We start from the raw sequence: 19,286 nt of genomic DNA, 5'->3' as shown, positions 1-19,286 counted from the left end.
GACTCATGTTGAACATCGGTATCGTTGGTCGCAATCACGGAATGAAACACCTGAAAAACATACAGCGCTATCATTCCAATAAAGCCTTGGTCAAAGGCCTTACTTACAAAGACCCTTCCAAAGCTTCTGGTCTTGAAAGTGAAATTCAGATGTACAATAGCTATAAAAAAATGATTAATGAGGCAAATTTAGACGCATTGGTCTTGGCCGGTCCACACAATCTAACCCGGGAAATAATCGAATTTAGCGCGGATAAAATTAAATTTTTCTTGATTGAAAAACCGGTGGCTCACAACTCGGCAGAAATCATAAAAATAAAAAAAATACTTCAAGAGCATAATTGCACGGCATTGATAGGGCATCACCGAAGATTCTCACCAAAGGTACAGGAGCTCAAAAGAATAATTGCTTCAGGAGCTATAGGAAACGTCATATCTTTTGATTCGGTGTGGTGCATCAAAAAAAACGATGAGTATTTCAACAATGATGAAGCTAACTGGAGAATTCACGCGGCCAAAGGGGGAGGTCCTTTAGCAATCAATGGAGTTCATGAAATAGACACTGTCAGGTTCCTTTTTGGTGAGATCGGTCTAACTAAGGCTATCTTAGGTAAAAGCAACAGACGCTTGGCCATCGAAGAAAATATCACTGCCATTTTCAAACTGGAAAACGGGATTATCGGCACTTTGCTGATAGGAGATAACATCCCGTCACCATTCAACTATGAAAAAACGATGAATGAAAACCATTCATTTCCGACAAGCAATGTGGATTTCCTAAAAGTCTTCGGCGACAAAGGCGCCATCACCTTTCCAAGTTTAACTTTATACCCATATGAAGGCTCTGGAGATTGGTTCTCCATGTTTTCAGCGAGTTCTATTGACTCTAAAGTGGTGTGCGAGGATCCGCTTAAGCTGGAAATGGACCATTTTATTAGAGTTATCGAAGGTAAAGACATGCCCTTGGTCAACATAGACGATGCTCTGAGTAACATGGTCGTTGTAGATAAAATAAAACAGGAGATTAAAAATGAAAGCGTTAATCTATGATGGAGAACGCGTCATTTATCAAGACATTGACCACCACGATGCTGAATTTTATCCTCGCCCCATAAAGATCAAGATCCAGCTGGCAGGCATTTGTTCGACTGATCTGAAAATCGTCGACGGCAAGTACTACAACAAAGCGTTGTTAAAGCCCAACGGAATACTCGGTCATGAAGGGTGTGGTCACGTTGCCCAAAGCGCTCCTGGTAGTCCCTTCAAGAGGGGAGACCATGTGGTGTTTGAGACCGTTTTCCCCTGCCAGAGATGTGACACATGTGTACAAGGCCTGACTAATTACTGCAGCAACTGGCTGCATATCGGTATTAATACCAACGGTACGTTTTCTGAGTACTTGACCATTGACGAGTCGATGGTTCACAAAATATCGAAAGACGTCCCTCCCCAAATCAGCGTGCTCGCAGAGCCGCTTTCCATTGCCCTGAACTCCATTGCCAGTATTTTTGAGGAACGTCGAAATAAGGCATTGACGGTCGCAGTCGTCGGACCAGGGATACTGGGTCTTCTGCATACACTCCTATTGGCGGAAAGCGATCACTCGGTCGATGTGTTTGGCCTGAGCAGCGACGATCAACGCCTTGAGAAAGCACTCAGCCTCGGCGCAAAAAATGCCTTCAAGACTGATGTCGCCCCAGCAACACTGCAGCAGTACGACCTCGTCATTGACTCGAGCAACACCAGTTCCGGTGCAGCGTTCGCACTGAATCGGTGTAAACCCGGCGGACATCTCAGAGTCCTGAACCTCTCAACAGAAAAAGGCATCAGCTCCTCCGATATCGTCAAAAGCGGGTGCCGTATATCGACGAGCAAAGGCATACACCACAGCCATATGGTGACGGCCTGTAACTACATAGAAACCAGTCGCCATAAGCTCACCGGACTGACGACTCACTTCTTTAACCCGAATGAATATCAACAGGCGTTCAATTTCGCTAGGAACAAGGAAGGAATCAAATCAGCCTTTAACTTCAACTGAGAAAAAGGCGGCGGACTTCACATGCTTAGCTATGATCGTATTGAAAAAAATATCCGTTATCAGATCTTCAAACTGTGCCATGACTCGGGGGGCGGACATATTGCCTCTTCGCTGTCGATGGTCGAAATTTTATGGTCTGTTTTTTCCACTCACTACAAACCACCGCACGATAGGTTTTTGCTGAGTTCCTGCCAAGGTGCACTAGCCCTATATTGCGTGCAACATGCACTAAAAAATCAAGAATTCAAACTTTCTGAGTTTTTAAAAGAGGGATCAGATTTAACCATGTTCCCTAATGACGACCTACCGTTTTCAGACATGACCTCTGGTTCTCTCGGCCATGGAATCTCCATGGCTGTTGGAATGGGCCTGCATAAAAAGTTTAACACTGCCGTAGAGGGAACCTTGTATGTGGTCGTCGGTGATGGTGAACTTGATGAAGGTAGTAACTGGGAAGGGATCATGGCAGCCGCTCACTTCTCGATCAATAATCTCATCATCATTATTAATTACAATAAAGTTCAAATTGATGGCACTACCGCGATGGTGATGAATATCGAACCCTTGGTCGACAAGCTAACTTCCTTTGGCTGCAACGTACTCAGTGTGAATGGACATAATACTGAAGAAATTATCGATGCCATTAGCACCATCAAGCAAAATAAAACCGAAGGTCCTTCTGTACTGATCGCCCATACCATAAAAGGGCATGGCATCAGCTTTTGTGCTAAAGATCTCAGTTGGCACTATCGAGTCCCTACTGCATTGGAGTTGGATTTTGTAAAAAGCGAATTGGATGTTCACTGAACCACGCTAGGAGCCGCGCAGATGAAGAAAGATTTAAGGGACATCATTAATAATCACATTATTTTATACGCCGAAAGTGCGGACATTTACGTCCTGGCTGTCGACTCGGCTATCTCTTCAAACCTGCACGTTTTCAAGAATCGACTGGGTCATCGCTTTATCGATGTGGGAGTGGCCGAACAAAACGCCTTTGACGTCGCTGCTGGACTTGCCCGAGAAGGGGCGACGGTGTTCGTGTTTGGAATATCGACCTTTCTGCTATACCGAGGGTACGAACAACTACGTTCAATAATTTGTGAGAACAAGCTCAAGGTTATATTTGTCGGTCTTTGGTGCGGCCTCTATTACTCCGACCAGGGGTATACGCATTTACAAATAGATGATATCAATGTTACTCGGTCGCTACCGAACCTCAACATATACTCGCCTTACAGTATTCTCAGCACTAAGTACTGCCTTGACGATGCGCTTGAGCACCAGGGACCGTCATACTTTAGAATCGAGAATCCGCTTCCCGGGAGTGATTACCTCGATGCCCATGTGGCCTCGAATCCGTCCACGTTCAAGGATTCAAATGCGTTAGCAATACTTGCGACAGGCCAGTCGGTAAAACGAAGCTTACTTGCCTCGGAACACATAAAGTCAAGTTTAAAACTTGACATCCCCGTGCATCCATTGTGCGACTTAGACGTTAAGCGCTTGCAGTCACGTACCCAAGAATACGTGGACAATTACCAAAACCTGCTGATCGTAGAAGAACACTTGGCGTTCTGCGGAACCGGAGCCTCCATAGGGTTTTCGTCGTCCTTGAAGCAGGCCGGTAGCAGGATACATTGCCTGGGGGTGGGTGACCTAGTCGTTCGCAACCAAACCTATGACCGAGCTTTAGAATTTCACACCCTTAACATCCCTGGAATTATCAATAAATGTCTGAGTATATTGGAGGGTTGATCGATGAAGATTTATATCAATGAGGGTAGTTTCGGATTTGCTATGTCACCATTGGAAAAGATAAACCTGATCTCCAACTCGCAATTTTCTGGTATTGGATTATGGTTCGAGAAGCTTGATCTTTGGCTTGATCAGGAGAATACCGATGTGCAGGACATAAAATCTGCATTGCAGACAAAAAAAGTCGACGTAATTGAGATTAATTTCTTAAAATTTCTTTTCACTCATGAGTATGAAAGCCCAGAACTACAGCATGAAATTTCGCAAGGAATTTATTATGCAAAGCTGTTCGGTGCGCCCTTTCTCACTGCGGCGACATTTGGAGAAAACCTTCAACCATCTCTATACAGAGAGAACATCAGAAAGCTCTCAGAAAAGCTGGAGCAGGAGGATCTTTCCCTAGCGATCGAGTTCCTTCCCTGGACAGAGATCCCTTCAATCACAGGGTTACACGAACTGCTCGCCGCTGTCGACCGAGACAACGTGGGCATTCTGTTAGATACCTATCATTTCTTTATGGGTGACCCGGATCTGAACGCGTTGGAGAAGATTCCATCGGAAAAGATCTTTCTCATCCATATCAATGACTTGATTAATAACCCCGACCTTTTTTCGAAGCTGTCACTGATCGAAATAACCCGCGGCTACCGGGTAGCACCCGGACTGGGTAACTTTCCTCTTATCCCGTTTTTTAAAACCCTTCGGAAAATGGGTGTCAAGGCACCGGTCAGTTTGGAGGTACTGAACAAGGACTCAGCATCACAGCGCCACATTGACTCTGTGCTCAACGCCTATACTTCAACATTGCAGCAAATAGGAGCATAAACCATGGCTTCAGGACAATTGACCGCCGTAGTGACAGGCGCAGGTGGCACAATCGGCACATGTCTATCCTCGCGCCTGGCAAGTATGGGCTACAACTTGGTAGTTATTGATACTCACAAAATCAATCTGGGCGCTCTTCAATCGAAAATTCACACCGAACACCCTGAAACTCAAGTACTTGCGCTAGAAGTTAATATTTCTTCATCCCAAGAAGTGATACAGGCGGCACAGGTGGTCCAGGATAGATTCAACGGCATCGACATACTGATCAATAACGCAGGCATCTCTCCAAAGTTATCCAATGGCAAGAGAATACCGGCCTTGGATATCGATGATCAGGAGTGGGACCTTGTAATGCAAACTAATTTAAAAAGCGTTTTTTTGATGTGTAAGTATTTTTTTGGTGTTCTGAAAGCCAAGGAAGGAAAAATTATCAATATTGCATCCATGATGGGCGCCACCGGCTCTGGAGTTGGCACTCACCAGATATTTCCCTATAGTGTCTCTGCAGCTCATTACAGCGCATCAAAAGCTGGCGTGATCAACCTCACAAAGTCCTTGGCACGCGAATTCAGCGAATTCAATATCCCGGTCTACGCTATTGCTCCCGGTGCGGTTTCCGGCGGGATGGGTAAATTCGATGAGAGCTTCATCAAAAACCTGAAAGAACAAATACCCAGTCATCAGTTAGGCACTCCTGAAGAAATTGTGAACACGCTCACTTTTCTACTGACCTCCGGCATGAGCTTAACCGGGCAGACCATACACGTTAATCATGGTTGGTTCATGGGAGGCTAGTCATGTCAGCGCGGATAATTTATTCGGGAAAACACATCGTAATCTCTCACTGCCGGGACTGTGAAGTTCCTGGCTACATGATCATTTCGTTTCAGCGGCTCGTATCTAAGCTCGCGGAACTCAGTTCGGCGGAAAGTGCTGAACTGATGAATGGCTTAGCTTTTGCGGAACGAGCCTTAAACACTCTATTTTCTCCTGAAAAAATATACATAATGCGTATTTCTGAGCTCAATCCTGAACTGCATTTTCATGTTTTCCCCAGGTATGCTTCTGTGACCAAATTATATTTGGCGGAACACAATGAACGTATTATTGATGGTCCTTTTTTTTTCAGCTGGGCGCGGAAAAGGTTCGGTAGCTCACAGTCAGAGCCGACCCAAGAGGTATTGGACGCTCAATCAGTACTCAAGGAAACCCTCAGGGCCTATTTTTCGCAGCCTCTATAAACACGAAGCGTCGTAGTTGTGTAGATCGCCATAGGCTGGGAAATATGTTGAGACGATTAGGGCGTAGACTGCGCCCTAGAGTCCGCTTGAGTGACAGACACTACTTCAGCAGCGGTGTAATGTCCCAGCGAAACCTGCACAGGTTACGCGGCTAAAGCATAGGCCTCGGCCGGCGTTTTCATAGAAAGCGCTCCATGAACCTCATCTTCAACAGAGGTAAAGGCCCGCCAATGCTGTGCTCCCGATTCTTTTCTGGAGCCAGCCACATGATGTGACCCGATGTCAAAGTCGAAAAGGTCTATCTCTACCCCAAACCCGTCGACTTCCGGAAATCCATCGATGGCCTCACCGCCCTGGTCGAACTCGATATCCGGCTGGCGGTGTTCGATCCGGTGCTGTTCGTTTTTCTCAACCGGGCGCGCAACCGGGTGAAAATCCTGTACTGGGGTGTGTCACGAACGCTGGCGTAAGCCAGCGATGCTGTATCAAAGATGGGAGTAGGCCTCCCGGAGTCTGCTTGCAGGAGCTGGCTTCAAACCGCCCGGTGCTGCTGCGTTCAAAAGGCGTGGTGGTGAGCGACCGTTGGAAAAGGCGCCGATAACGGCGTCAGGTACGTATTGAGAAGATGAGCGAAAGCAAACCGTCCGAAGACGCATCGTTAAGGATTCAAACGCTGCCAAAACCGAGGTCGCCCAATAGCCTCGGGATCAGTCTGGAAGATACCTGTCTACTGTCCAGATGGCAGCCGGTGTATAGGCGGCATGAGCTCAATACAGGCTTTGATATGGAACGTGAGAACCTCGCCTTTGATGCCAAGGGAAATGACAAGCGGCTACCACCGCGAGGAAGAATACCGATGCAAAGGTCGAGGGGCGGAGCCATTCGTAGTAGTGACGAAGTTCTTGTAATGAGAATGGAGCGAAGGGGTGGCGTTGCCCGGCTGGCTTATGTCATCAACCTGCTTCGGTGGGGAGGAGTGTCATGAGCACAGCAAAGTCGTACAGCATTTCCAAACTGACAGTTTGGGAGGCCTACCAGCGTGTGAAAGCCAATCGAGGAGCCGCTGGGATAGATGAACAATCTATTGCCCAGTTCGAGCAGAAGCTGCAACGGAACCTTTACAAGGTTTGGAACCGCATGTCGTCGGGTTCCTATTTCCCGCCGCCGGTTAAGCAGGTGGAAATTCCGAAGCAATCAGGAGGCAAACGCAAGCTGGGTATTCCAACAGTAGCCGATCGGGTGGCCCAGACCGCCGTCAAGCTGCTTATAGAGCCGAGTCTGGACTGTCTGTTCCATCCGGATTCCTATGGATACCGGCCGGGAAAGTCAGCCAAACAGGCGGTGGAGATCACTCGCAGGCGCTGCTGGAATATTAATTGGGTGGTGGAGTTCGATATCAAGGGAGCCTTTGATCACATTGATCATGAGCTGCTGCTCAAAGCGGTCAGGCATCACATAAAGGATGAATGGATTCTGTTGTATATCGAGCGGTGGCTTAAAGCGCCGTTTGAGACTGCAAATGGGGTTCAGGTACCGCGTGAAAGTGGTACACCTCAAGGAGGGGTGATCAGCCCGTTATTGATGAACCTGTTCATGCATTATACGTTCGATGCCTGGATGCAGCGGACTTTTCCAGGTTGTCCATTCGCACGCTACGCCGACGATGCGGTGGTTCATTGCCGTAGCGAAAAGCAGGCGTGCGAGGTCATGTCGGCCATCAAGGCACGCTTGGAAGAGTGCCTGCTGACTATGCACCCGGAGAAGTCGAAGATCGTCTATTGCAAGGACAGCAACCGTAAAGCGGTGTACCCAATGACGCAGTTCACGTTTCTGGGATTCACCTTCCGGCCACGAGAGGCATGGGGCAATAATGGACGCCGGTTTACCAGCTTCCTGCCCGGTGCTAGCAACGAGGCTCTGAAACGAATGCGTCAACGAACTCGCAGCTGGAATATCCAGCGGCAAACACCGGCCAGCCTTCTTGAATTATCACAACAGTACAACGCTACCCTGCGTGGGTGGTGGAACTACTATGGGACTTTCTACAAAACGGTCATGCGCAAGGTTTTCAATCATTTTGACTTGAAGCTGCAACGCTGGGCCCGTCAGAAGTACAAACCACTGGCAGGACATAAGCGCCGCAGTGCTGATTGGCTCAACCGGATGAAGAAAGCGTGCCCATCGCTGTTCGTGCACTGGCATGTCTTTGGAAATGAGACTCGACTGGGTAACGGGAGCCGTATGAGCTGAGAGGCTCACGTACGGTTCTGCGAGAGGCTGAAGGTGAAACCCCTACGGCCTACTTACCAGCGCAACGGCTTCTGTCTATGGCTAAAGCGCCTGGAGGCCGAGCGCTTCAAGGCGCCGCCGGAGCCCGGCGACGAGGCCATCGTATTGAGCGCCGAGGAGTTGAACTGGCTGCTGGATGGCTTCGACCGCTGGCGCAACCGTCCGCACCGGGTGATGGTGTGTCGTCTTTTCCGGCGATTTTCTGGCTTGAAAAGAGCCTTGGGAAATCACGAGGCGCTACTGCTCTTGCCCATCTTGGTATCGATTGATGCCTGAGCCTTTCTGGCTGCAGCATGGCTCCTTTGAATCACGAGCTGAACGATGCCGTTGACCACCAGGTGCTGCCTGGCACGGGTAGCGGCCACATACAGCAGGTTCAATTCATCGACCTTTTGCTCTGGAGAAACTTTCTCGTCGTCGAAGATATCCGGGAAATCCTCCTCCAGCACCACGATGTCCCACTCTAGGCCCTTGGCCCGGTGCACCGTGCTGACGGTGATGTCCGCCTCGTCGGGGTCATCCGTGGAATGGCGGCGCAGCGCGGCAATCAGCCGCGGGACATTGGGGTGCTCCTCGAGGAGGCGGACCATCCGCTTCATCTCCGGGTCCCGGGATTCTTCGGCGGCCTCGGAGAAGTCGGCGAAGGTCTTGAACTGCGCCAGCAGCCGCTGGTTGCGAATCCGGTCGGCCTGCTCCTCCCGGAGATGATGGACATCCTCCAGGTCGGAGAGCTGGTACGCCTCGATCCCGCCGTTCCAGTGCACGGCCTTGCCCTGGCTCACCGCGACGATGGCGCTCATGATCACGCCGATCACCGTCCGGTTGAGCACCGTGTAGCGCTCGCACCCGAACGGCAGGCGCGTCGACACCCGATCGCGCGGGCCGAGCCCCACCAGGGGGCGAGTCTCGCCCTGCAGCGCGAGGATGGCATTGGCCACGCCGGCGATCATCGGCCCGAAGCGAAACGAGTTGGTCAGGTAGAGGACATCGGCGCCCTCCTCGATCTGCTCGTCGAGAGCGTTCTCGGCACCGCGCCAGCGGTAGATCTGCTGCCACTTGTCGCCGACGAAAATCTTCCGTGCCGATTGCCCGGCCACCAGGGCGGCGGTGACCGGGTTGCTGTCCTGGGCCTCGTCGAACAGGATCACCTCGTAGGGCAGCTTCGGCCGGCTCAACTGGAACAGCTTCAGGTAGGCGTCGTGCTGGCAGGGAAACTTGTGCTGGGGATCGATCATCGCCTCCCACAGCCGCTGGGCCGAGCCGATGGTTTGGCCGATATGAGCGTCCCCGCAGGTGGCCAAGGTCTCCTCGTCGAGCCCGGCAAGCGCATGGGCCAGGCCGATCTCCCGGTCGGCGCTCGAGAGATAGGCGGTGAGCACGGCCAGGGCATCGCGCACGCTGCCCCAGTGGCGGGTCTCGAGCAGGCCCGCGGCGTCGGTCAGGCGGACGTTGCCCAGCTTGTGTTGGTAGCGCTGGCCGAAGCCGGGCCAGGCCAACTGGTGGGAGGTCTTGCAGACCACGTTGCGCGGGAACTTGGCCGCGCCCTCGTCGCGGATGGCGCGGTTGTAGGCCAGGTACAGCATGCGCAGGTGGCGGTGCTGCTCGGCATAGGCCACCAGGGTGGTGGTCTTGCCGCAGCCGGCGTAGGCCTTCACCACCAGGTGGTTGCCCTCGTACTGGATGATGGGGAGTTGTTCTGCTGTCGACTTCATCGAGCGTGATCCTGTTGAACCATGAAGTCGACGATGGTTGCAGGCGCGGCAGAGGCTGTGCGGCCTTTTCCGGCGGTTTTCTGGCTTGAAAGAAGGAAGGCCGGCCGCGCCACGGGCAGCCTCAGGTGCCGTATTTGGCGTGGTTCTTGGCGCGACGGATGTTGTAGCCCTTGATCCAGCTACTCATCTCCGGCGTCAGAGGCTTGGACTGCAGGGAGCTGCTGCGCCAGGCACGATCCGGCGGCTCCTTCAGGAAGGCCTGGTAGGCGTAGTAGGCCCACCCCTCCTTCTTTCCCTTGGCGCGGGCATAGCCCAGCAGCTCCCGGTAGATGTCCTGCTTGCAGGTCGGCCCGAGCACCTTGCGCCGATCGTCGAGCTTGGCGAGTTTGCCTGGCGCCACGGCCACGCCATCGGGCAGCAGGATCTCGTGGGCACATTTCGGGCAGCGCAGACCGCTGAACACGAAGCCGCAGTGCGGGCAGGCCTTGGTCTTGTGCTCGTGGTCCTCCTTGCTCTGCTGGCGCCGATCCACCGGCTCGCCGTCGCCGATATCCAGGCGGTCGGGCAGCGTATCGGTCGGTCGTCCGTTGAGCAGCAGGTTGCCGGCGTGGTCGATAATGATGCAGTCGGTTTTTCCCGTTTCCGGAGAGGGACGCAATCCGCGACCGAGCATCTGGTAATGCAGCATGAGCGACTTGGTGGGGCGGGCCAGCACCAGGCAGGCGATCTCCGGATCGTCGAAGCCCTTGATCAGCATGGCCACCGAGACCAGCACCTTGATCTTGCCGGCCTTGTAGAGCCGCAGGATCTCGTCGACTTCATGCTGCGGCATGTAGCCGTCGATATGCGCGGCCATGACGCCGGCGGCGAAGAAGGCTTCCGCAAGACGTTTAGAGTGCACCACATTGCAGGCGAAGACCAGGGTCTTGCGGTTCTCGCCCAGCGCCTTCCAGTGGGAGACGACATCGCCGACCAGTTGGGCGTCGCCCATCACCTCGGCCAGCTCGTCCTCGATCCAGTCGCCGTTGGCCTTGGTGCCCACGCCCTTGAGCGAGGGCACGAACGGAGCCCAGCACTGGGTCGGCACCAGATAGCCCTGCTCGGTCAACTCCTCGGTGGTGATGCAGCTGACCAGCCGGTCGAAGATCTTGCCCAGGCCGCGGCGAAACGGCGTGGCGCTCAGGCCGATCACCGGCACCCGGTTGGCGCGGCACCAGTCGATCAGCTCGAGGTGGGGCTTGTGGAGGATGTGCGCCTCGTCGATCAGCACCAGGTCCGGCGGCTGCGCGGCGAGCAGGTGTTGCAGCCTTGGCCGCAGGCTCTGCACCGTGCAGATCTGGATGGGCTTGCCGTAGTCGGTGCACGGGTGGTCCGCCTGAATGGCGCCGGCATACAGGCCGCTCTGGTGGAAGCGGCTCAGGGCCTGGTCGAGCAGGTTCACGCTGTCGACGACGAACCAGGCCCGCCGCCCTTTCGCCTGCGAGCCGGCGATGATGGCCTTGGCGACTTCGGTCTTGCCGGAGCCCGTGGGACTCATGAGCATTTGCACATACTGCTTCGCGGCAATGCCTTGCCGAAGCAGGTGAAGTTGGTCGTTCTGATAAGGACGAAGTTCCATCGGTGTCTCCCTGCAAGTAGTGCAAACAGGGATAACACCGCCGCCCAAAATCCCAAGCGAAGATCCGGGCGGGCTAATCAACTGGGTTCAACTTTCCGGAATGGCCTGGGTCAGCTTGATCAACTCGACCAGCGAGGTGGCATTCATCCAGGGGCAGGCTTTCTGAAGTTGCCGGATGAACAAGGCCGACACGAAGAACAGATCGGCGGGAATGATCGGGACGCCTTTTACGCCTTGCTCCCTGGCGAACACCTTGACGTACACGCGGCCCCCTTCCTGCCGCTCCATCGAGAACCCCTTGTCCTTGTCCTGGCCGTGATTCTTGAACTCGCATCCGGGCAATACGCCCAGCAACACGGCGGTCACGACCGGCATCTCGGCGCGTGTCAGTTGCAGGCGGATCTTCTGTGACCAGTCGTACTGCATGGGACCGGCCGCGTTGGTCGCATCGAGCGCCACCGTAGGGAAGCCCTGGCGGGTGGTGTCGGCCTCGAAGCACAGGGCGAACCGGCCGCCATAGACATGCACGGAGGCATTGTCCATGCGAGGGTCCGGCTGTTCCGGCGTCGGGTTGGACGTTGTGTCGATGGCCGCTTCCGAGCCGATACCCGCGGCGCTCAGCACGTCGGCCAGAAAGCGCCGGGCCTCCGCATCCTGGGGTGCCCGGTCGATGGCGGCGACGATTCGCGCTCGGTCCTCGACCTGGAGAACCGAGGCGATCTTTTCCTGCGGGATTCGCGGGAGCCCGAGCTCGGCCAGAGCCGCGTTGATCGCGGCCAGGGTGGGTCGGACGGACAAGGCGTTGGGATGCGGCGGCATGACAAGCTACAGGCCGGCGTCAGCCGGCATTGGCCAGCGGTTCTTCTTGTTGCGCGCCTTCAAGCCAGCTGTCCACCACTTCGGCCCCAAACTGCTCCTTCCAGGCCTTGAGCGTGCGCTGGTTGCCGCCCTTGGTGACCACGATCTCATGGGTATAGGGGTTGCGGTAGCGTTTCGCCTCGCGCTGCCGGCGCGCTTGCTTTGGCTGCTTGATAGAGGGGGCGGCCTGCTTAGCCTGCTGCGGATCAAGCAGCAGGTTGATGTCGCGCAGGGTCTTTCCATGCTCCTGCATCAGCTGGCGAAGCTTTTGCTCGAACTCCAATTCCTCCTGCAAGTTCTGATTCCCCTTCAGGGCCTCAAGTTTGGCCTGCAACTCGTTGAGCGCCTCTTCGGTGGCCCGAAACTCCAAGATCTTGGACATCTAAATTCCCTCGTCGATTAATTATGCCTACGGCAACATATTACTACTGCTGTTGCTTCAAGCAAATAAAAGCTCACTTGATTATTCCACTGAACTGCAACAGCAAGTGCCCCACGACATAACCCGCACTGGGCCAGCCCAAATACCAGGCTATTGTTTTCAGGCGCTCGTACATGGTGTTTCTCCTCGAGGTCGATACTTTTTAAGCCGCTCGCTCTGGCAGGGAGCAACGCCTGGCCAAGAGCGAGCCGGTGAACTCCATTTCAATGCAGGTTCGACAAAACCCAAATCCACATCGGCCTATCAATCCCGGGCTGTCACTCGATCACGAAGATGCATGGCCACCTCGATCGTGAAGAGCAGACGCTGCAGGTCGATGCCCTCCTCCAACTCGGCCAGAAGCCGCTCGGCGACGGCTTCGGGCTGGCGCCCCGCCTGCATCGCCTGGTCGGCCAGCTCGAACAGCTTCAGCGCGGTCGGCTTCTTGGCCGCTGCGTGCGGCGCCGCCGGTTGCGGGGCGGTTTGCTCGACCAGGAGCACGTCCTGCAACGTCGGAGTGGCGGCGGGTGCAGAGGGCGTTTTGGCTGGCGCCGGGGGCTTGTCCTTGAGGCGGATCTCGCGGGCGGCCTTGGACAGGGCCAGCGCGCCTTTCGCGCAGATCTCCTGCTGGCGCGTCCGGTCCAGCTTGGAGACGTGTTCGGCGGCGGAAACGCTCACCTTGCCAGTTCTCACCGCCTCGACCAGCTCCGGGGCACCTTCGCGCACCACGCGGCTGGCGGAGGAGACCGAGCGCGGGCTGATCCCCAGCAGCCTGGCAGCCTGCTCAATCCCCATGGCGTTGTCGTGCGAGGTCTCTCCCGGGGCCGAGGCCTTCGCCTCTCGTTCGCGCAGTGCGGACAGCTCGGCAGCGATCACCGCCCGTTGGGCGATGGACAGTTGCCGGCGGTGCAAGTTGAGGCTCAGCACGAGTCCGAGGGCGTCGGCGCCTTCGAACGGGCGCGTGGCAGGCTCTCGTCCCAGTTCCAGACAGGCGCGATAGCGGTTGCGGCCATCGAGGATCCGGCCTTCGAATAGGACGATCGGCTCACGCTGGCCATGGTGCTCTATGTCCTTGACGAGGTTGGCGAAGTCCTCACCCTGCAGGAGCGGAAAGAGATTGGAGAATGGATGGAACTCGAGGGCTTGAAGGTCCATGTCGAATGTCGTGACTGCTCCCCGCCCTATCGGGCGAGGCTTCCCACTTCTCAGGCTGCCACCGGCGACACACCGGATTTACGCAAGCCTCGATGGGCAGAGACGGACAGTCCTTCCGCCTTCAACTTCAAAATGCCTTGCCGCTTGATGTTCAGGGCAGCATTGACGTCTCGGTCATGATGGGTGCCACAATCGGCACACTGCCATGCACGGACACCCAGCGGCATCGACTCTGCCCTGTAGCCGCATACGTGGCACGTCTTCGAGCTGGCGAACCACTGGTCGATCCTGACCAGGTGTCTGCCCTGTGCCTTGGCCTTGTACTCCAGCTTGATCAGCAGAGAGTGCCATGCGGCATCGGCAATGTGTTTGGCCAGCTTGCCGTTTTTCAGCATGTTCTTGACTTGCAGGGTCTCGACGATCACCGCTTGGTTGTCGCCAACGATCGTGTGAGACAGCTTGTGCTGGAAGTCATTTCTGGCGTTGGCCACGCGCTCGTGAGCCCTGGCCAGCTTGCGGCGGGCTTTCGCCCGATTGGCACTGCCCTTCCGGCAGCGCGACAGCGCCTTCTGCTTGCGCCGAAGGTTCGCCCTGGCACGCTTGAGAAAGCGCGGGTTGTCGATCTTGGCTCCGTTGGAGTCGATCAGCAGGTGGGTCAGGCCCACATCGAGACCCAGCACCTTGCCCGCGTCGAGCGTCGTCAGCGGCGCCGGGGCTGCCTCACCGGTATCAACCAGGAGGGAGGCGTAGTACTGGCCGGTAACGGTGCGGCTCAGCGTGATGCTTTTCAGCTTGCCGCCCTGGGGCCGATGAATCCGCGCCTTGATCGGCCCCAGCTTGGGCACCTTGATCCAGTCGTCACCGACCTTCACCCCCACGCAGTGATAGCTGGACTGCTTGCCGCGTTTGCTCTTGAAGCGCGGATACCGGGCCTTGAGCCTGGGGTTGAAGAAGTTCTGGAAGGCCTTGTCGAGGTTGAGGCACGCCTGCTGGAGCGCCATCGAATCCGCCTCTTTCAGCCAGCCGTACTTCCGGGAAGTCTTGGCGACCGGCAGCAGCTTCTTGATGTCGTGCCTGGCACTCAGGGACTGGCCGTGGTGCTTGTAGCGATGGGACATGATGCGAAGACCGCTGTTGTACACGAACCGCACGGCACCGAACTGGCGATGCAGAAACTCCGCCTGTTCGGTGGTCGGGTAGAGGCGTACCTTGGTGGCCTTCAGCATGATTCACACCAGAAAGCTGGGTAAATATATAGTATTCAGCCCAACGGCTCCGTCAACCCTTGCGCCCCTCAGGCGTGCCATGCGCGCCCCGCTTTCCTCCCCGCCCGAATGGGCGAGGGTTCACGCGGATTTTTGCTGAATTGAGGTTGATGCTTCAACAGGACGTTAAGGAAATCCTGAAAAAGACTTCCCGATTCTGGTGAAATACACCCGCTCCCTTGTCCGAGTTTCCCGATGAAGCAACTGTCCTTCGCCGATGCCGAGTATGCCGGCAAGCGCAAGCAGACCCGCCGCGAGCGCTTCCTGCTCGAGATGGACCAGGTGGTGCCGTGGCAGGGGCTGATCGCCCTGATCGAGCCCTACTATCCCAAGGGCGAAGGCGGTCGGCCCGCCTACCCGCTGGCAGCCATGCTGCGCGTGCACCTGATGCAGAACTGGTTCGGCTACAGCGATCCGGCGATGGAGGAAGCGCTGTACGAAACCACTCTCCTGCGCCAGTTCGCCGGCCTGAGCCTGGAGCGCATCCCGGACGAAACGACCCTCCTCAACTTCCGTCGCCTGCTGGAGAAGCACGAACTGGCCGGGGGAATACTGGAGGTGATCAACGGCTATCTGGGCGAGCGCGGACTGTCGCTGCGCCAGGGCACCATTGTCGACGCCACCCTGATCCATGCGCCGAGCTCGACGAAGAACAAGGACGGCAAGCGCGACCCGGAAATGCACTCGACGAAGAAGGGCAACCAGTACTACTTCGGCGCAAAAGCTCACATTGGTGCCGACGCTGAGTCGGGTCTGGTGCACAGCGTGGTGGTCACGGCAGCCAACGTGGCAGATGTCACCCAAGTCGACCAACTGCTGCATGGCGAGGAAAACGTAGTGAGTGCCGATGCGGGCTATACCGGCGTAGAGAAGCGCCCCGAGCATGAAGGTCGGCAGGTCATCTGGCAGGTCGCGGCCCGGCGCAGTACCTACAAGAAGCATGGCAAGCGTAGCGCCTTATACAAAGCGATCCACAAGATCGAGAAGGCCAAGGCCCAGGTACGAGCCAAGGTCGAACATCCGTTCCGCGTGATCAAGCGCCAGTTTGGCTACACCAAGGTGCGCTTCCGGGGATTGGCCAAAAACACGTCACAGTTGGTGACGCTGTTCGCCTTGTCGAATCTGTGGATGGCGCGCCGATATTTACTGGCGAATGCAGGAGAGGTGCGCCTGTAATGCGGGAAACGGTTGCTGCGACGTGCTCGCGGCAGCTAAAAAACGCAGAAACGAGCGGGTGATCTGATCGTTTTTGATCGATTCTCCGCTTTCAAAGTCGGCGGGGGGCTGAAGTCAGCCAGAAATACATGACTACTTCAGACCATCCCTAAACAAGAACGTTCGCGGTGGGTGGGCTTTTCCGGCGATAAAGTGGCTGGAAATTAACTTCGGCAGGCGGCAAAAAGCAGAAAGGCCACCGTGGGGGTGGCCTTTCGCTTAGTACTGGCTTTCCAGGTGCTTGATCAATTTCTCGAGTTCGGCTTGATCGGGCTGTTCGTAAACGAAGCGGAGAGTGTTATCGGAAAGGACCTCCATTACACCCCATTCGATATCCCGGAAGGTTTCATGGGGCTCGGGGGGAGCGACCCAGTAGGGGAAGCGGCGTATGACATATGGATTAGAGTTCTTCATGCAAATTCCCTTTCTCAGCGGTGTCTGAGGAGGATGGACCATTTTCAGCGGTTTTTATGTGAGCGTCGTCATTGTGCAGTTTGGTATTGCTACTGTTTCAATAGCCTTATGCTTGCCCTGGCAAGCTCCAGAGATTAACTCAGCTTAACATGACCATGAAGCGATAAGGAAAATCCTGCTGGCTAGGTTGACGTATCAGTGCAGCCATAGCAAAACAGCCGCAAAAGCCAGCATTCCCTTGAAATGGCTGGCCCTCTTCTCATAGCGAGGAATGACGGCCTGGATCTGGCGCTCCTTCAGCCAGGCCAGAAGCGGGTTGGCGTCATAGCCCTTGTCTGCCAGCAGTGCCGACGTGGCGATCCCCGCCATGAGGGGGATCGCCTGGCTAATATCGGCCGCTTGGCCTTCCGTCAGGATGAAGCGAATCGGTAATTCCAGCGCATCGGTCAACCTTGCTGCTGAAGCCTCCTCGCGAACGCCCCAGTGCCTCCTGGGCCGCAGTACTGCTGGCCGCCCCGGCTGCACAGGCATAGACACGCACGACGGAGCTGTCGATGCAGACGTGCTGAAGGTCGGCGTCCCGAGCCAGTACCGAGTGAAGCCGCCCCCAGACGCCGAGCCGGCACCAGCGGGCGAAGCGTTTGAAAACGCTGTTCCATGAGCCGAGGCAACGAGGCAGCATCCGCCATTGAGCGCCGCTGCGCAGTATCCAGAGCACTGCTTCTACGAACCGGCGACAGCCGAGAGTACGGGTCAGCCGGATCCCCTTCGTGGCGCTCAGCAGGTTTTGGATACGGGACCGGTCGGTATCACTCAGACGGCTTCCGGAGGGGCTTTCGGAGCGAGCCACAGCGCAGTCTGGGCTGCGTTCAGGGCCTCGGCGAGGAACGGTACATTGTCCAGGCTGCCACAAATCACGGGCTTCGCACCTTCACGATCCGAGGGCAGCGTGAGGGTGATGTCCTCGGGAGCGTCCAGGTCGACAGTGAATTGGTACTGAGGCAGAGTCGAGAGGACCACCGTTGCGATGGTTCCAGCGAATGTCACGGTCGCTTCAAGATGGCGCCTCTGGTGCTTGAAGCGCACCTTCAGCACTTTTGCACCAGAGGTATCCATTTTTAAAACCTCCCCGTCAGTTCAAACGCAAATTTGCGATCGTGCTCTGTGCTGTTTCCGCTGCCTGGCTCTGCTGGGCAGCTTCGCTGATGAGAGGCACCTGAGCTGACAGCAAGGCTTGCCGCGCACACTCCGCACACTTGCTCCACAGCTCGGTGGCAATCACATATCGGGCCAATACATCCAGGTTCTCCAGATCGGACTTCATGATGATCGTCTGGTGGGAGACCGCAATGATACGCAAATCATAGACTTTGCTGGGTTCGACGTTATTTGTCATTTCCATGGTTTTATCCTTAAATTTCCATGCAGGGCATTGCATATGGTGCAATGATCCTTTTCTAGAATTCTATTAATATTCAAAGAGTGTCTGAGCAGGCGGACGGATCGGCTAGATAACCGCCTGTCCAATTCGAATACCAGGCTTACGGGCCCTGTATTTTAAATTAGCCATGAAGTTCAAGGCAATAAATCACTGTTATTTATGGTAGCGGTATAGGCTTCGCGGGCATGATTGAACGTCTGGCTGGTGTAACTCAGAAAACATGAATTACCGGACCTTTGAGGATCGAGGGTGATCTCGATAGGACCATTGCTGAAAATGGCTATGAAGTGGCCCTGGAGACTATCGCGCTGACTGACCAATGTGAATGCATTTCGCAAGTACTCCAACAGGTACGGGTACTGGACCTTTTCGAACTGGAAGTAGAGGGCATCCAGACAATGGTCGCGATTGAAGGCCAGTTCCGCACCGAGAATGCCTAACTCACTTAGTTCATAGGCAGCGATCCTGAATAATGGTCCGCCTGTGTAGGAATGCCCAATCATTGAGTCCAGCGATTTGAACGTATTTCTGATGTCCGAAAGTGTTGCGCCAATATCCAGTCCGATTACCGCCGGGTTGGATAGAACACTGAAGCTCAGGCTCAGTGGGGTCACGGGGTGGCTCCTTGATCTCGATTACGAGCCTTGAGTGTGCGCGTCGCCTTCGGCCGTGTGTGGTCATTTCAGGCCATTTTCTGGCTTGAATTCGGTGTTTTGAACGCTTCGTTTTTTGGCGGCTCGGTGCTGAGAGTCGATCGTCGATCCCTGATCAGCTTCTCCTGGTTGGGAGAGGAGGCCGAACCGTTACGCGCCGGTGACGAACGAGCGCAGTGGCTGTTTGGGAATGCTGTCCGATCCAAGGCAAAGGCTTTTCAACCTAAAAGGTTGGTGCTGGAGGCTATTTAAAATTCGACTTATCGACGTGCCGTTTTTCGTATCGCCGGTTTGTGCGCCGAGCGACCTGCTCAATGGGTTGGAATGGGGCTGTTCGGGGGCCGGTTGGAGGCCTTGCTAGCGGCTCTTTGGCCTTGG

Annotated in this window: 23 protein-coding genes; 12 read left to right on the top strand and 11 right to left on the bottom strand. The window is 55.3% G+C overall.

The window, feature by feature from the left end; genetic code table 11:
• Positions 1-5 precede the first annotated feature (5 nt).
• The 10 genes from GCU53_RS24250 to tnpB (GCU53_RS24205) all read left to right on the top strand — a co-directional run bounded on the left by GCU53_RS24250 (position 6) and on the right by tnpB (GCU53_RS24205) (position 8,432).
• A complete protein-coding gene (locus GCU53_RS24250) occupies positions 6-1,049 on the top strand; it encodes a Gfo/Idh/MocA family protein (protein ID WP_152390132.1) in 1,044 nt (347 codons plus the stop codon).
• Positions 1,030-2,040, top strand: a complete 1,011-nt coding sequence (locus tag GCU53_RS24245) for a zinc-dependent alcohol dehydrogenase (protein ID WP_152390131.1) — start codon at positions 1,030-1,032, stop codon at positions 2,038-2,040. Before GCU53_RS24250 ends, GCU53_RS24245 begins: the two co-directional genes overlap by 20 nt.
• Before the next feature lie 21 nt (positions 2,041-2,061).
• Positions 2,062-2,847, top strand: coding sequence for a 1-deoxy-D-xylulose-5-phosphate synthase N-terminal domain-containing protein (locus GCU53_RS24240; protein ID WP_152390130.1), 786 nt, complete (start codon positions 2,062-2,064; stop codon positions 2,845-2,847).
• A gap of 21 nt (positions 2,848-2,868) precedes the next feature.
• Entirely contained in the window at positions 2,869-3,798 is a 930-nt protein-coding gene (locus GCU53_RS24235) for a transketolase family protein (RefSeq protein ID WP_152390129.1), read from the top strand.
• Positions 3,799-3,801: 3 nt separating this feature from the next.
• On the top strand, positions 3,802-4,623 hold the full coding sequence (locus tag GCU53_RS24230; RefSeq protein WP_152390128.1) for a sugar phosphate isomerase/epimerase family protein: 822 nt from the start codon (positions 3,802-3,804) through the stop codon (positions 4,621-4,623).
• A gap of 3 nt (positions 4,624-4,626) precedes the next feature.
• Complete coding sequence (locus GCU53_RS24225; RefSeq protein ID WP_152390127.1) at positions 4,627-5,421, top strand: SDR family NAD(P)-dependent oxidoreductase; 795 nt, start codon at positions 4,627-4,629, stop codon at positions 5,419-5,421.
• 2 nt (positions 5,422-5,423) lie between these two features.
• Positions 5,424-5,867, top strand: coding sequence for an HIT domain-containing protein (locus tag GCU53_RS26705; RefSeq protein WP_152390126.1), 444 nt, complete (start codon positions 5,424-5,426; stop codon positions 5,865-5,867).
• A gap of 335 nt (positions 5,868-6,202) precedes the next feature.
• Positions 6,203-6,337, top strand: a complete 135-nt coding sequence (gene tnpB / locus GCU53_RS26345; RefSeq protein WP_341873608.1) for an IS66 family insertion sequence element accessory protein TnpB — start codon at positions 6,203-6,205, stop codon at positions 6,335-6,337.
• A 511-nt stretch (positions 6,338-6,848) separates the two neighbouring features.
• The gene (gene ltrA / locus GCU53_RS24210; RefSeq protein WP_208845546.1) at positions 6,849-8,117 is read left to right on the top strand and encodes a group II intron reverse transcriptase/maturase; all 1,269 of its coding nucleotides are present in this window, start codon (positions 6,849-6,851) and stop codon (positions 8,115-8,117) included.
• A gap of 33 nt (positions 8,118-8,150) precedes the next feature.
• On the top strand, positions 8,151-8,432 hold the full coding sequence (gene tnpB, locus GCU53_RS24205) for an IS66 family insertion sequence element accessory protein TnpB (RefSeq protein WP_244307281.1): 282 nt from the start codon (positions 8,151-8,153) through the stop codon (positions 8,430-8,432).
• Here the strand turns inward: tnpB (GCU53_RS24205) and GCU53_RS24200 are convergent.
• The 6 genes from GCU53_RS24200 to GCU53_RS24175 all read right to left on the bottom strand — a co-directional run bounded on the left by GCU53_RS24200 (position 8,384) and on the right by GCU53_RS24175 (position 15,146).
• Positions 8,384-9,868 (bottom strand): 3'-5' exonuclease, encoded by a 1,485-nt coding sequence (locus GCU53_RS24200; protein WP_152390124.1) that lies wholly within the window; start codon positions 9,866-9,868, stop codon positions 8,384-8,386. The genes tnpB (GCU53_RS24205) and GCU53_RS24200 overlap by 49 nt on opposite strands.
• 121 nt (positions 9,869-9,989) lie before the next feature.
• Positions 9,990-11,486, bottom strand: a complete 1,497-nt coding sequence (locus tag GCU53_RS24195) for a DEAD/DEAH box helicase (protein WP_152390123.1) — start codon at positions 11,484-11,486, stop codon at positions 9,990-9,992.
• An 87-nt stretch (positions 11,487-11,573) separates the two neighbouring features.
• Entirely contained in the window at positions 11,574-12,305 is a 732-nt protein-coding gene (locus GCU53_RS24190; protein ID WP_152390122.1) for a hypothetical protein, read from the bottom strand.
• Positions 12,306-12,324: 19 nt separating this feature from the next.
• Positions 12,325-12,726 (bottom strand): histone-like nucleoid-structuring protein, MvaT/MvaU family, encoded by a 402-nt coding sequence (locus GCU53_RS24185; protein WP_152390121.1) that lies wholly within the window; start codon positions 12,724-12,726, stop codon positions 12,325-12,327.
• Between the two features lie 303 nt (positions 12,727-13,029).
• Positions 13,030-13,920, bottom strand: a complete 891-nt coding sequence (locus GCU53_RS24180; protein WP_152390120.1) for a ParB/RepB/Spo0J family partition protein — start codon at positions 13,918-13,920, stop codon at positions 13,030-13,032.
• 50 nt (positions 13,921-13,970) lie between these two features.
• Complete coding sequence (locus tag GCU53_RS24175) at positions 13,971-15,146, bottom strand: RNA-guided endonuclease InsQ/TnpB family protein (RefSeq protein ID WP_152390119.1); 1,176 nt, start codon at positions 15,144-15,146, stop codon at positions 13,971-13,973.
• 234 nt (positions 15,147-15,380) lie between these two features.
• Here GCU53_RS24175 and GCU53_RS24170 point away from each other — a divergent pair, with 234 nt between their 5' ends.
• Entirely contained in the window at positions 15,381-16,361 is a 981-nt protein-coding gene (locus GCU53_RS24170) for an IS5 family transposase (protein WP_152385832.1), read from the top strand.
• Positions 16,362-17,009: 648 nt separating this feature from the next.
• On the opposite strand, the gene GCU53_RS24160 is transcribed toward GCU53_RS24170, so the two are convergent.
• From GCU53_RS24160 to GCU53_RS24140, 5 genes are all read right to left on the bottom strand, one after another.
• The gene (locus GCU53_RS24160) at positions 17,010-17,264 is read right to left on the bottom strand and encodes a transposase (protein WP_167520125.1); all 255 of its coding nucleotides are present in this window, start codon (positions 17,262-17,264) and stop codon (positions 17,010-17,012) included.
• The gene (locus tag GCU53_RS24155) at positions 17,200-17,664 is read right to left on the bottom strand and encodes an IS5 family transposase (protein ID WP_167520124.1); all 465 of its coding nucleotides are present in this window, start codon (positions 17,662-17,664) and stop codon (positions 17,200-17,202) included. Before GCU53_RS24155 ends, GCU53_RS24160 begins: the two co-directional genes overlap by 65 nt.
• Positions 17,628-17,930 (bottom strand): hypothetical protein, encoded by a 303-nt coding sequence (locus tag GCU53_RS24150; protein WP_152390115.1) that lies wholly within the window; start codon positions 17,928-17,930, stop codon positions 17,628-17,630. The genes GCU53_RS24155 and GCU53_RS24150 overlap by 37 nt, the downstream gene beginning before the upstream one ends.
• Positions 17,931-17,946: 16 nt before the next feature.
• Positions 17,947-18,216 (bottom strand): hypothetical protein, encoded by a 270-nt coding sequence (locus GCU53_RS24145; RefSeq protein ID WP_152390114.1) that lies wholly within the window; start codon positions 18,214-18,216, stop codon positions 17,947-17,949.
• A 173-nt stretch (positions 18,217-18,389) separates the two neighbouring features.
• Positions 18,390-18,869, bottom strand: a complete 480-nt coding sequence (locus tag GCU53_RS24140) for a hypothetical protein (RefSeq protein ID WP_152390113.1) — start codon at positions 18,867-18,869, stop codon at positions 18,390-18,392.
• Between the two features lie 36 nt (positions 18,870-18,905).
• Here GCU53_RS24140 and GCU53_RS24135 point away from each other — a divergent pair, with 36 nt between their 5' ends.
• A complete protein-coding gene (locus tag GCU53_RS24135; protein WP_152390112.1) occupies positions 18,906-19,160 on the top strand; it encodes a hypothetical protein in 255 nt (84 codons plus the stop codon).
• The last annotated feature ends 126 nt before the right edge of the window (positions 19,161-19,286 follow it).

The organism is Azotobacter salinestris, from assembly GCF_009363155.1.
Classification (GTDB): Bacteria; Pseudomonadota; Gammaproteobacteria; order Pseudomonadales; family Pseudomonadaceae; genus Azotobacter; species Azotobacter salinestris.
The sequence above is the reverse complement of the archived record's forward strand: the minus strand, read 5'-3'. Positions and strand labels throughout refer to the sequence as shown.

Bases quoted from the DNA above. Each gene is read 5' to 3' on its own strand.
- GCU53_RS24195 (WP_152390123.1), bottom strand. From the start codon at position 11,486: ATGGAACTTCGTCCTTATCAGAACGACCAACTTCACCTGCTTCGGCAA.
- GCU53_RS24245 (WP_152390131.1), top strand. From the start codon at position 1,030: ATGAAAGCGTTAATCTATGATGGAGAACGCGTCATTTATCAAGACATT.
- GCU53_RS24150 (WP_152390115.1), bottom strand. From the start codon at position 17,930: ATGGATACCTCTGGTGCAAAAGTGCTGAAGGTGCGCTTCAAGCACCAG.
- GCU53_RS24175 (WP_152390119.1), bottom strand. From the start codon at position 15,146: ATGCTGAAGGCCACCAAGGTACGCCTCTACCCGACCACCGAACAGGCG.
- GCU53_RS24240 (WP_152390130.1), top strand. From the start codon at position 2,062: ATGCTTAGCTATGATCGTATTGAAAAAAATATCCGTTATCAGATCTTC.
- GCU53_RS26705 (WP_152390126.1), top strand. From the start codon at position 5,424: ATGTCAGCGCGGATAATTTATTCGGGAAAACACATCGTAATCTCTCAC.
- GCU53_RS24170 (WP_152385832.1), top strand. From the start codon at position 15,381: ATGAAGCAACTGTCCTTCGCCGATGCCGAGTATGCCGGCAAGCGCAAG.
- GCU53_RS24200 (WP_152390124.1), bottom strand. From the start codon at position 9,868: ATGAAGTCGACAGCAGAACAACTCCCCATCATCCAGTACGAGGGCAAC.
- GCU53_RS24250 (WP_152390132.1), top strand. From the start codon at position 6: ATGTTGAACATCGGTATCGTTGGTCGCAATCACGGAATGAAACACCTG.
- GCU53_RS24225 (WP_152390127.1), top strand. From the start codon at position 4,627: ATGGCTTCAGGACAATTGACCGCCGTAGTGACAGGCGCAGGTGGCACA.
- GCU53_RS24145 (WP_152390114.1), bottom strand. From the start codon at position 18,216: ATGGAAATGACAAATAACGTCGAACCCAGCAAAGTCTATGATTTGCGT.
- GCU53_RS24180 (WP_152390120.1), bottom strand. From the start codon at position 13,920: ATGGACCTTCAAGCCCTCGAGTTCCATCCATTCTCCAATCTCTTTCCG.
- GCU53_RS24190 (WP_152390122.1), bottom strand. From the start codon at position 12,305: ATGCCGCCGCATCCCAACGCCTTGTCCGTCCGACCCACCCTGGCCGCG.
- GCU53_RS24235 (WP_152390129.1), top strand. From the start codon at position 2,869: ATGAAGAAAGATTTAAGGGACATCATTAATAATCACATTATTTTATAC.
- GCU53_RS24230 (WP_152390128.1), top strand. From the start codon at position 3,802: ATGAAGATTTATATCAATGAGGGTAGTTTCGGATTTGCTATGTCACCA.
- GCU53_RS24185 (WP_152390121.1), bottom strand. From the start codon at position 12,726: ATGTCCAAGATCTTGGAGTTTCGGGCCACCGAAGAGGCGCTCAACGAG.
- ltrA (WP_208845546.1), top strand. From the start codon at position 6,849: ATGAGCACAGCAAAGTCGTACAGCATTTCCAAACTGACAGTTTGGGAG.